The 11133-nt window shown below is 72.6% G+C and carries 12 protein-coding genes and 1 pseudogene; 7 read left to right on the forward strand and 6 right to left on the reverse strand.

Annotated features, from left to right (window positions below; all coding sequences use genetic code 11):
* Positions 1-172 (forward strand): annotated as a pseudogene (locus EAO77_RS05430) (FAD-binding oxidoreductase); the annotation flags it as partial.
* Here the strand turns inward: EAO77_RS05430 and EAO77_RS05435 are convergent.
* Positions 156-1706 (reverse strand): FAD-binding oxidoreductase, encoded by a 1551-nt coding sequence (locus tag EAO77_RS05435; protein WP_410088250.1) that lies wholly within the window; start codon positions 1704-1706, stop codon positions 156-158. The pseudogene EAO77_RS05430 and the gene EAO77_RS05435 overlap by 17 nt on opposite strands.
* 155 nt (positions 1707-1861) lie before the next feature.
* On the opposite strand from EAO77_RS05435, the gene EAO77_RS05440 reads away from it, so the two are divergent.
* Positions 1862-2383 (forward strand): GTP-binding protein, encoded by a 522-nt coding sequence (locus tag EAO77_RS05440; RefSeq protein ID WP_261993961.1) that lies wholly within the window; start codon positions 1862-1864, stop codon positions 2381-2383.
* Positions 2384-2490: 107 nt separating this feature from the next.
* Positions 2491-3609 (forward strand): phosphoserine transaminase, encoded by a 1119-nt coding sequence (gene serC, locus EAO77_RS05445; RefSeq protein ID WP_147986956.1) that lies wholly within the window; start codon positions 2491-2493, stop codon positions 3607-3609.
* 82 nt (positions 3610-3691) lie between these two features.
* Here serC and EAO77_RS05450 read toward each other — a convergent pair whose 3' ends face one another.
* Both EAO77_RS05450 and EAO77_RS05455 read right to left on the reverse strand, forming a co-directional pair.
* Positions 3692-4525: an ABC transporter permease gene (locus tag EAO77_RS05450; RefSeq protein ID WP_147986957.1), complete on the reverse strand. Its 834-nt coding sequence runs from the start codon at positions 4523-4525 to the stop codon at positions 3692-3694.
* On the reverse strand, positions 4522-5511 hold the full coding sequence (locus tag EAO77_RS05455; RefSeq protein ID WP_147986958.1) for an ATP-binding cassette domain-containing protein: 990 nt from the start codon (positions 5509-5511) through the stop codon (positions 4522-4524). Before EAO77_RS05455 ends, EAO77_RS05450 begins: the two co-directional genes overlap by 4 nt.
* A 95-nt stretch (positions 5512-5606) precedes the next feature.
* Between EAO77_RS05455 and EAO77_RS05460 the strand changes: the two genes are divergently transcribed.
* Entirely contained in the window at positions 5607-6380 is a 774-nt protein-coding gene (locus EAO77_RS05460; protein ID WP_147986959.1) for a TetR/AcrR family transcriptional regulator, read from the forward strand.
* 132 nt (positions 6381-6512) lie between these two features.
* Here the strand turns inward: EAO77_RS05460 and EAO77_RS05465 are convergent, their stop codons facing one another.
* Positions 6513-7502: a WD40 repeat domain-containing protein gene (locus tag EAO77_RS05465; RefSeq protein WP_147986960.1), complete on the reverse strand. Its 990-nt coding sequence runs from the start codon at positions 7500-7502 to the stop codon at positions 6513-6515.
* 22 nt (positions 7503-7524) lie between these two features.
* Complete coding sequence (locus EAO77_RS05470) at positions 7525-8364, reverse strand: class I SAM-dependent methyltransferase (protein ID WP_147986961.1); 840 nt, start codon at positions 8362-8364, stop codon at positions 7525-7527.
* Positions 8365-8452: 88 nt separating this feature from the next.
* Between EAO77_RS05470 and EAO77_RS05475 the strand changes: the two genes are divergently transcribed.
* Together EAO77_RS05475 and EAO77_RS05480 are read left to right on the forward strand one after the other, a co-directional pair.
* Entirely contained in the window at positions 8453-9040 is a 588-nt protein-coding gene (locus EAO77_RS05475) for a TetR/AcrR family transcriptional regulator (RefSeq protein WP_147986962.1), read from the forward strand.
* Positions 9041-9422: 382 nt separating this feature from the next.
* Entirely contained in the window at positions 9423-10106 is a 684-nt protein-coding gene (locus EAO77_RS05480; protein WP_410088253.1) for a GDSL-type esterase/lipase family protein, read from the forward strand.
* A gap of 24 nt (positions 10107-10130) precedes the next feature.
* On the opposite strand, the gene EAO77_RS05485 is transcribed toward EAO77_RS05480, so the two are convergent.
* Positions 10131-10547 (reverse strand): acyl-CoA thioesterase, encoded by a 417-nt coding sequence (locus EAO77_RS05485; RefSeq protein ID WP_147986964.1) that lies wholly within the window; start codon positions 10545-10547, stop codon positions 10131-10133.
* A gap of 114 nt (positions 10548-10661) precedes the next feature.
* Here EAO77_RS05485 and EAO77_RS05490 point away from each other — a divergent pair, with 114 nt between their 5' ends.
* A complete protein-coding gene (locus tag EAO77_RS05490; protein WP_147986965.1) occupies positions 10662-11096 on the forward strand; it encodes a CBS domain-containing protein in 435 nt (144 codons plus the stop codon).
* Positions 11097-11133: the final 37 nt, after the last annotated feature.

The following is an 11133-nucleotide window of genomic DNA, read 5'->3' on the forward strand; positions in this document are numbered from 1 at the left end:
GCTGCGGGACGCCGCCGCCGTCCACGGCCTCACCTTCGGCCCCGACCCGTCCACCCACAGCCGCTGCACCCTCGGCGGCATGATCGGCAACAACGCGTGCGGCTCCCACTCGGTCGCCTGGGGAACCACCGCCGACAACGTCCACACCCTCGACGTCACCACCTACGACGGCCGCCGTCGGGGTCCCACAGGTCCTTGAAGGCGCCGAAGAGGCCGACGAGTTCGTCGCCGTACATCTTCGGCAGCAGTTCGGCCCGGGCCTGTCCGTCGCCGTGTTCCCCGGAGAGCGACCCGCCGTGGGCGACCACGAGGGCGGCGGCCTCCTCGGAGAAGCTCCGGAAGGCCGCGACGCCGCGCGGCGACACCAGGTCGAAGTCGATCCGCACATGGATGCAGCCGTCCCCGAAGTGGCCGTACGGGGTGCCGCGCAGCCCGTGCCGGGCGAGCAGCGCCCGGAAGTCGCGCAGGTAGGCGCCGAGCCGGGCGGGCGGTACGGCGCAGTCCTCCCAGCCGGGCCAGGCCTCGGCGCCGTCGAGCATCCGGGTGGCGGTGCCGGCGGCCTCCTCGCGGATGCGCCACAGGATCCGCTGCGCGGCCGGGTCGCCGACGACGGCGGTGTCCAGCGCGTCCGCCGCGCGCGCCAGGGCGGCTGCGGCGGCCTGTGCCTCGGCGGGGCTCGCGCCGCCCGTCTCGGCGAACAGCCATGCCCCGCCGCGGGGCAGGCCGGAGCGGGCGGCCGGGTCGCGGACCAGGTCCTCGGCCATGCCCTCCACGGTCAGCGGGCCGTAGGGGAGCAGACCGGGGGCCGCGTCGGCGGCGGCGCTCTCGTCGGTGTAGCCGAGGACGGCGAGGGCGCGGTGCGGGGGCGAGGGGACCAGTCGTACGGTCGCCTCGGTCAGCACGCCGAGTGTGCCCTCGCTGCCGCAGTACGCGCGGGCCACGTCGGCGCCGCGCTCCGGGAGCAGGGCGTCGAGCGCGTAGCCGGAGATGCGGCGGGGCAGGCCGGGCGGGTAGGCGGTGCGCAGGGCGGCGAGGTGGGCGCGGGTGAACTCCCGCAGGCCCTCGGGGGCGCCCGCCCAGTCGGGGCCGAGGCGCAGCCGCCGGCCGTCGTAGGTGGTGACGTCGAGGGTGTGGACGTTGTCGGCGGTGGTTCCCCAGGCGACCGAGTGGGAGCCGCACGCGTTGTTGCCGATCATGCCGCCGAGGGTGCAGCGGCTGTGGGTGGACGGGTCGGGGCCGAAGGTGAGGCCGTGGACGGCGGCGGCGTCCCGCAGCCGGTCGAGGACGACGCCGGGGCCGACGACGGCGGTCCGGGCCTCGGGGTCCAGCCGGACGATGTCCCGCAGGTGGCGGGTGAGGTCGAGGACCACGCCGGTGCCGGTGGCCTGGCCGGCGATCGAGGTGCCGCCGCCCCGGGGGACGACGGGCACCCGGGCCTCCCGGCAGACGGCGAGGGCTGCGGCGACGTCGTCGGCGTCGCGCGGGGCGACGACGCCGAGGGGGACCCGGCGGTAGTTGGAGGCGTCCATGGTCACCAGGGCGCGGGCCGCGGCGGAGAAGTCGACCTCGCCGCGGACGGCGGCGGTGAGCGCGTGCGCCAGCTCGTCCGTATCCCCTGGGTGTCGCTCTCCTCCCGGGCCGCCGGGCCGCCGGCTGCTCCGTCCGCGGACCGGCTCGTGGTCCCGCTCGTGATCCTCGTGCGCCATGTCTCCCAGAATGGCCCGTGCCTCCGCCCGGTACACGTGCGGAAAGCGGGTCGGTTGCGGACGTTGTGAGCAGAAGTGCGAACCGGGACCGTCGGGGCCCTTGCCCAACTGATCGTCAACTCTCCTATAGTGGGGCGCAGCTCAGCGCGACGAAGATCGTCGTGGTCGGAGGGCACGGCACCGGCCGCACCACGATGGTGCGCTCGGTCAGCGAGATCCGCTCGCTGCACACGGAGGAGACGATCACCGGCGCCCTGCCGGCCGTGTCGTTCCCCGCGAAGACGGCGACGACGGTGGCCCTGGACTTCGGCCGGATCACCCTCGACGACGAAACGGTTCTCTACCTGTTCGGCACCCCGGGGCAGGAGCGCTTCCGCTTCCTGTGGGACCGCCTGCTGAACGGCACCATCGGCGCGGTCGTGCTCGTCGACACCCGGGCCGTGGACGACGCCCGGTTCGCGGTCGACCTGCTGGGGCACCACGGCACCCCGTACATCGTCGCCGTCAACGACTTCGGCGGACCGTTCCGTGCGGAGGACGAGATCCGGGCCGAGCTCGGGCTGCCGGCGCGGGTGCCGCTGGTGGAGTTCGACGCACGGGACCACTCGTCGAGCAAGTTCGTCCTGATCGCCCTCATGGAGCATCTGCACACCGTCTCGGCCGGCCGCATGTCCTGACCCGGGGGAAGACCGCCCAGCTCACAGGGGTGCGCCAGGGGCCGGGGCGCGTCTCATGGAACGGACCGCGTCCCCGGAGGGCCGCCGGAGGCGATACCCTCCGGCTCGTGGCTGATATCCAGATTCCCGCTGACATCAAGCCCGCCGACGGCCGTTTCGGCGCGGGCCCCTCCAAGGTGCGTACGGAGGCGCTGGACGCCCTGGCCGCCACCGGTACCTCCCTGCTCGGCACCTCCCACCGCCAGGCCCCCGTCAAGAACCTGGTCGGCGAGGTGCGCGACGGAGTGCGCGAGCTGTTCTCGCTGCCCGAGGGGTACGAGGTGATCCTGGGCAACGGCGGCTCCACCGCCTTCTGGGACATCGCGACGCACGGGCTGATCGAGAACAAGTCCCAGCACCTGTCGTTCGGCGAGTTCTCCTCCAAGTTCGCCAAGGCCGCCAAGCTGGCGCCCTGGCTCGCCGAGCCCACCGTGATCTCCTCCGACCCGGGCACCCACCCCGAGGCGAGGGCCGAGGCCGGCGTCGACGTGTACGGCCTCACCCACAACGAGACCTCGACCGGTGTCGCCGCCCCGGTCAAGCGGGTCGCGGGCGCCGACGAGGGCGCGCTCGTCCTGGTCGACGCGACCTCCGGCGCGGGCGGTCTGCCGGTCGACATCACCGAGTCGGACGTCTACTACTTCGCCCCGCAGAAGTCCTTCGCCGCCGACGGCGGTCTGTGGATCGCCGTGTTCTCCCCGGCCGCGATCGAGCGTGCGGAGCGCGTCCACGCCTCCGGCCGCCACGTCCCGGAGTTCTTCAGCCTCCCGACGGCGATCGACAACTCCCGCAAGAACCAGACGTACAACACCCCGGCGCTGGCCACCCTCTTCCTGCTGAACGAGCAGCTGAAGTGGATCAACGGCCAGGGCGGCCTGGACTGGGCGGTGCGCCGTACGGCCACCTCCTCGCGCACCCTCTACGGCTGGGCCGAGGCCTCCAAGTACGCCAGTCCGTTCGTCGTCGACCCGGCCAAGCGCTCCCAGGTCATCGGCACCATCGACTTCGCGGACGAGATCGACGCCGCCGCGGTCGCCAAGGTGCTGCGCGCCAACGGCGTCGTGGACACCGAGCCCTACCGCAAGCTGGGCCGCAACCAGCTGCGCGTGGCGATGTTCCCGGCGGTCGAGCCGTCGGACGTCGAGGCGCTCACCGCCTGCATCGACCACGTCATCGAGAAGCTCTGACGAAGCCTTCGCACCACCCCGCGGGGCGCCGACCGGTCACGGTCGGCGCCCCGCGCGCGTGATCGCCCCGCGGCGGGGGTTGTCAGCGGCTGAGGCGCTGGAAGCGGCGGACCGCCAGGGGGGCGAAGACGGCCGTGATCACGAGGGGCCACACCACTGCCATGAGCAGGGCGTTCTCCTGCACCCAGCTGCCGTCGCTCGCCACGGGGTTGCCGAAGAGCTCGCGGGCGGCCGAGGCGGTCGAGGAGATCGGGTTCCACGCGGCGACCGCGCCCAGCCAGTCCGGCATCGTGGACGGCGGGACGAACACGCTGGAGATCATCGTGAGCGGGAAGGCCACCGCGTACAGCCCGCCGGCAGCCTCCTGGTTGGGGACGAGGAGGCCGAGCAGGATGCCGACCCAGATCAGGCAGAAGCGCAGGAGCAGCAGGAGTCCGAACGCTGCCAGGGAGGCGGCCGCGCCGGCGTCGGTGCGCCAGCCCATCGCGAACGCGGTCGCGGCCAGGATGGTCAGTTCGGCGGAGGCGACGATCAGGTCGTTGACGCCCCGGCCGGTGACCACGGCCGAGGGGGCCATCGGCATCGAACGGAAGCGGTCGACGACGCCCTTGGACACGTCGGTGACCACCGCGATCGCCGTGTTCATGAAGCCGAACGCCATGGTCATGGCGAACATGCCGGGCATCAGGAAGTCGCGGACGCTGCCCCCGTCGGGGGCCTTCATCGCACCGCCGAAGACATAGCCGTACAGCAGCACGGAGATGATCGGGAAGCCGAGCTGCCAGACGATCAGAATGGGCTGGCGCTGGTAGTGGGTGAGTCCGCGGCGGACGACGTTCCAGCAGTCGGCGACCGCCCAGTACGCGCGGCCGTGGCTGTCCGCCGGGGACAGGTCCACTGTGTCGACGGCGCTCATGCCATGGCCTCCGTCAGTTCCGGGCGGGTCTCGGGGATCTCCTCGTCGGTGGCGTGGCCGGTCAGACGCAGGAACACGTCGTCCAGACTGGGTCTGCGCAGTCCGATGTCCTCCACGGCGATCCCTTCGTCCTGGAGCGTGCGGGCCACCTCCGTCAGGGCGGCGACCCGGTCGGCGACGGGTGCGTGGACGCGCCGCTCGGTCTCGTCCACGGACGGACCGGTGGCCGCGACCCGGGCCACCGTCCTGGTGACGGCGGCGATGTCGGCCGCATAGCGGGCCACCACCTCGATGCGGTCACCGCCGACGCGGTCCTTGAGCCCGTCGGGGGTGTCGTCGGCGATGGCCCGGCCGCGGTCGATGACGGTGATGCGGGAGGCCAGCTTGTCGGCCTCCTCCAGGTACTGGGTGGTGAGCAGGACGGTGGTGCCCTCGGCGACGAGCCGGCGCACCGCGTCCCACACCTCGCCGCGGGAACGCGGATCCAGCCCGGTGGTCGGCTCGTCCAGGAAGAGCACCCGGGGCGCGAGGATCATGGACGAGGCGAGGTCGAGGCGGCGGCGCATGCCGCCGCTGTAGGTGCCGACTCCCTTGGCGCCCGCCTCGACCAGGTCGAACTGCTCCAGCAGTTCGGTCGCGCGCAGCCGGGCCCGCCGCCCCCCGAGGTGGAACAGGCGCCCGAACATCTCGAGGTTCTGCCGGCCGGTCAGGACTTCGTCGACGGCCGCGTACTGTCCGGTGAGGCCGATCCGCTCGCGGACTCCCCGCGGGTCGCGGCGGACGTCCAGGCCGGCGACCTGCGCGTGGCCCGCGTCGAACCGCAGCAGGGTGGCGAGGACCCGCACGGCGGTGGTCTTGCCGGCGCCGTTGGGCCCCAGCAGTCCGTGCACGGTGCCCTGCCGGACAGTGAGGTCGAAACCGTCGAGTGCGCGCTTGTCCCCGTACCTCTTCTCGATGCCCTCGGCCACCACGGCGTGTTGCTCCACAGCCCCTCCAGCGTTCACGAACGTCAACTGAGTACACCGTACCCACAAGAGAGTACACCGTACTCAATTACGGGGCGGCAGATTAAAATGAGGTCATGACGACGACCGAAACGAGCGGCAGCGGCGACGTCTCGCGCAGCCTCGAACTCCTCTGGGGCACCGGCGAGCGCCCCTCGCGCGGCCCGAAGCCCGGGCTCACCCTCGACCGGATCGTGACGGCGGCCGTGCGGGTCGCCGACGCGGAGGGCATGCCCGCCGTGTCCATGCGCCGGCTCTCCACCGAGCTGGGCACCGGGACCATGTCGCTCTACCGGTACGTCCCCGGCAAGGCAGAGTTGCTGGACCTGATGCTCGACCGCGTGACGGGCGAGCCCTTGAAGGAGCTGGAAGGCGGCCCGGCCCCCACGGCTCCCGAGGCGTGGCCGGACGCCGTCCGCGAGATGGCGGCCGCCCATCTCGCCCTCTACCGCTCGCATCCCTGGCTGCTGAAGGTCAACCAGTCGCGCACGGTCCTCGGCCCGAGCGCGGTGCGCGGACTCGACGCCTCACTCTTCGCCCTGCGGGGCATGGGGCTGACCGACCCGGAGACGATCTCGGTGATCATCGCCGTGCAGAGCTTCGTGTCGGGGATCGCCCGCATGGAGCTGGAGTCGGCGGAGGCGGCCCAGCAGACCGGGCAGTCCGAGGAGGACTTCTGGCGCAGCCAGGAGCCGTACCTGTCGAAGGCGATGATCAGCGGCGACTATCCGTCCCTGGCGGGACTCTCGGAGGACGCCTTCTCCTCGCAGTTCGACCACTTCGCCTTCGGCCTGGAGCGACTCGTCGAAGGATTCCAGGCGCTGGTCCGTGCACGCGCCGGGGCCGCCTGAGCCGCGCCGACCCCGCGCCGGGGAGCGGTACCCCGCCGCCGGAGCGGGGCGGGTCGGCGTGGACAACCGCCGGCCGGGAAAGGGCCGTTCGCGTCTGGTCGGGGCAGGGCCGTTCGCGTCGCGGCTGCGGGCTCAGGCGCCGCGACGCCGGCGGAGGGCGAGGACCAGCAGCGCGCCCCCGCCGAGCACCAGCAGACCGTACGTCGTCACGCGCCCCTCGTCGTCCTCCCCCGCCGCCTCGGCGCCGTCGCCCGCCCCCGAGCCGGCGTCACCTCCGCCGGCCCCCTCACGTCCGTCCTCCCGGGACTCGACCTCCACCCGGACGACCTCGCTCTGCTCCCCCTCCGTGCCGATCAGAAGCGCCTTGCCGTCGAGCGTGTACGTCACCGACTCCGACTGCCCCTGGATCGGCGCCCGCACCCGGTGATCGGCGCCGAGGCGTCCGTTCTCCCAGGCCCACGCACGAGCGCTGAAATACGAGCGCAGCGTCAGTTCTCTGCCGTCGGGCGAGAAGGCGCCGTCCGTCACCCACGGCACCTCACCGATCCGCCGGAAGACATTGGTGCCCTTGGCGTTCAGCTTCTCGGGGCCTTCGTAGAGGCCGCCGCCGTCCTCGTTCTTGGAGGCGATGTAGACCCGGCCGGTCACCGGATGCACCATCAGCGCCTCGGCGTTGCGCGGGCCGTCGGCGTACTCGACGTCGAACTGCGTGGCGGCGACCGTCTGGTCGCGCAGCCGCTCGGGCTCGGGGAAGCGGTAGATCCACACATGGTCCCAGCCGCCGTCGAGGTTGTCGCCGATGTCGCCCACGTAGACGTGACCGTCGGCGCCGACGGAGACGGCCTCCATGTCGCGCGGGGTGCCCACTCCGCGCAGGGTGATCGTCGCGACCGTCTCCCCGGTCGCCGAGTCGACGGCGAACACCCGCGGAGTGTCCTGGTCGTTGTGCGTCCAGTAGATCCCGGGGTGCGCCCGGCTGGCGGCGAGGCCGCTGGACTCGGTGATCCGCGAGTCCTTCAGGGTGAACCCGGAGCCGTCGTCGGCCGCCGCGGACGCGGCGGGCGGGGAGACGAGCAGGACGACGGCGGCGGCGAGGCCGGCGAGGCTACGGAGCGGGCGCATGCCCCCAAGCCTGCCATCCCCGTCAGGGACGCACGGCGGTGACCAGCCAGGAGGTGCTGCGCAGCAGAACCCCACCGGGACGCTCGGCGGGCAGCAGCACGTCGACGAGCGCACGCCGGGCCCGTATGCCCTCCGCGTCGCCGAGCAGGCTCAGTCGATGGCGTGCGGGACCTGTCTCCATCAGGAAGCCCGCCGCGTCCTGCGCGTCGTGCCCCCATCTGCCGACCGCCTCGGTGCGGGTGACCTGGACCTGCGCGAAGCCCGCGGCGACGAGCACCTCCTCGATCCGCGCCGGGTCGGCCAGGGAGAACATGCCGGGCCCGCCCGTGGCACCGAATCCGCCCAGCGGAAAGTCGGACCCGAGAGCGCCGAGCGCCCGGAGCCATTCGTTGTCCGCGCCGTCGGCGGCGACGACGAACGCGGCGCGTCCGCCCGGTCGCAATCCGCTGCGGATGTTGGCGAAGGCGGCCACCGGGTCGGCGAAGAACATCACTCCGTAGCGGCTGATCGCCACGTCGAAGCCCCGCTCCGCGAGCGGGTGCACCTGTGCGTCGCCGTGCTCGAAGGTCGTGTTGTCCAGGCTCTCCGCTCTGGCCGACGCCCGGGCCCGCTCCAGCATCGGGCCCGACAGGTCCACCCCTGTGACCCGTCCGTCCACCGCTCTGCGGGCCGCGGCGCGGGTGGTCGCCCCGGCGCCGCAACCGATGTCGAGGACCGCGTCACCGGGACCGATCCGCGCGGCGTCGAGCAGAGGGCCGGTGAAGCCGTCGTTGATCTCGTCCCAGCGGTCCTGCTGCCGGGCCCAGTGCGTGCCCTCGTAACCGTTCCATGCCTGGGCCTGCTCGGTGTTGACGATGCGCATCCGACGTCCCCCGTCTAGTATGGGCGTATGCCCAAACAGTATGGGCAAGCGCCCATACTGTCCACCCCCTGTCCGGAAGGTCCCCTGGATGTCACCCCGTGGAGTGGCCGTGACCAACGCCCGTGAACTGCTGTTCGCCGCCGCCGAGCGCGTCGTGGCGAAGGGCGGGCCGGGCGCTCTGACCAGCCGGGCGGTCACGGACGAGGCCGGTTGCTCCAAGGGCCTGCTGCACGCGCACTTCGCGGGCGGGCTGGACGAGTTCGTGGCCGAACTCGTCCTCGACCGCTTCTCCCGCGCCTCGGAGCTCGCGGCGGCGCTCCCCTCCCGGGCCGGTCAGGACACCGTCGCCGGCAATCTCACCGAGGTGACCTCCGCGCTGCTCGCCTCCGGCGGCCCCGCGCTGTCCGCCCTCGTGATCACCCGGCCGGGAGCGACCGAGCGCTTCCGCGAGGCGATGACCGCCGGCGCCCCCGGCTTCACCGCCATCGAGGACGCGATCGCCGCCTACCTGCGGGCCGAGCAGCCGCTGGGACGCGTCCCCGCGGCCCTGGACACGAAGTCCACCGCGCTCGCCCTCGTGGCCACCGCCCACCACCTGCTGATGACCGCCGACCCGGCCACCCCGGACCCGGCCGCCCAGATGGAACGCCTGGTGACGACGCTGACGCGCGACTGACGCCGCGTGGCGGCCGGAAGGCGCGGGCACAGGGACGTTCCTGCCAGGCGCGGACACAGGGACGTCCCTGCCAGGCGCGGACGCAGGGACGTTCCTGCCAGGCGCGGACACAGGGACGTCCCTGCCAGGCGCGGACGCAGGGACGTTCCTGCCAGGCGCGGGCACAGGGAGGTTCTCCGCCAGGCGCGGGGACAGGGGGCCTCGCGGCGCACCGGCCCCTGGGCACCGCCCCGTGAGCGGGCGGCCACGAACCTGAAGGCGCCGCGGGCCGGGCGCCCCGGCCCGTGAGCCGCGTGCCGTGATCCCCGGCCCGTGAGCCGTGTCCAGCCTCACATCGACGATCACTGCCGGGTTACCGGCGAGTTCGGAGATGATGACGGCCATGCGCTTCATGTTCGTCGGCGACTCCATGACCATCGGACGGGCCGGCGACTACAGCTGGCGCTACCGGATGTGGCAGCACCTCGCGGCCACGGGTGAGCCGTTCGCGATCGTCGGACCGCGTCATACCCTGTACGACACCGAGGCGAACGCCCCCGTCTCCACGCGCTACGCCGACCCCGACTTCCCCGCCGACGCCCGTCGCCACCTCGCCGGCTGGGGCGAGGGCTGGCTCCACATGGCGCCGGTCATCGGCGACGCCGTCACGGACCACCGGCCGGACGTCCTGCTGGTCTCGCTCGGACTGATCGACCTGGGCTTCTACACGGACAGCTCCCAGACCGCCGCCAACGTGCGGGCGTTCGTCCGGGGAGCACGGGCGGCGAACCCGCACATCCGCATGGTCCTGCTCCCCGTGATCCCCAACGTCCGGGCCGAGTCCGACGCCCCGTTCGCCGAGGAGTGCGCACGGTTCAACGCGCTGCTCGCCCGGGCGGTCGCGGAGCTGGACACGCCCGCGTCGCCCCTGCTCCTCGGCGCGTGCCCGGCCGCGTACGACATCCACACGGACACCTACGACGGCACCCATCCCGGCCCCACGGGTGAGATCAAGCTGGCGGGCGCCTTCGCCGACACCATGCACCGGGCATGGGCGCTGGGGCGGGCCTACGAGGTCGCCGCCTGACCGTTTCGCGGCCCGCGTCCGCGCTCAGCCCTCCAGCAGTTCGGGGCGGTCGGCGAGTTGGGCGAGATGCCCCGCGGGGTCGGCGATCAGCCTGCGGGTCGAGAGGTCGAGCATCCCCGCCACGCCGGTGATCTCCGCCGCCGTGGTGCCGTCCTCCGTGAGGATCCGCTGCTCGACCCGGAAGGTCTTCCCCTCCCCGTAGACGAACCGGCAGCTCACCCGCACCCGGTCGCCGCCGCGGAGCTCACGCGCGAACTTCACGGTCACTTCGAGGGCGACCGGCCCCACTCCACTGGCCAGCAGCTTCTCCTGGGAGAGCCCGGCGGCGCGCAGAAGCTCCCAGCGGGCGTGCTCGGCATACTGGAGGTAGACGGCCTGGTTGAGATGTCCCTGCGTGTCGAGTTCGTACCCGCGCACCGTGACATCCGTGAAGAAGGTCATGACCAGCGCAACGGCGCGGCCGGTCCCGGCATTCCGGGATCGGGCTTTTGGATCGGCCCCGGATGGGCACTCGTCGTGGGCCGGACCGAAAGCACTGCGAGAAAGGGGTGTCCGATGACCCACGAACTGCGTGCCAAGGACATCATGACGAGCGGCGCCACCTGTGTGGGCGCCCATCAGTCGTTGCAGGACGCCGCCAGGATGATGCGGGACCTCAACGTGGGGGCCCTGCCCATCTGCGGCGACAACAACCGCCTCACCGGGCTCGTCACCGACCGGGACATCGTCGTCAGCTGTTGCGCCGACGGAGTCGACCCGGCTTCCGTGCAGGCGGGAACGCTCTCCGGGGACCTGCACTGGGTTGACTCGGAGGCGAGCGCCGCGGACGTCCTGGAGATCATGGAGAGCAACCACATCAAGCGCCTGCCGGTGATCGACGTCCAGGGCGGTCACCGCCTGGTCGGCATGATCACGGAGGCGAACGTCGCCAAGAACCTCAGCGACGCGCAGATCGCCGAATTCGCGACCCGGATCTACGCGGAGGCGTAGCGGGGCCGGGCAGGCGGAAGCGTCACACGCCGGCGTG

This window comes from Streptomyces sp. T39 (assembly GCF_008042045.1).
Lineage (GTDB): Bacteria > Actinomycetota > Actinomycetes > Streptomycetales > Streptomycetaceae > Streptomyces.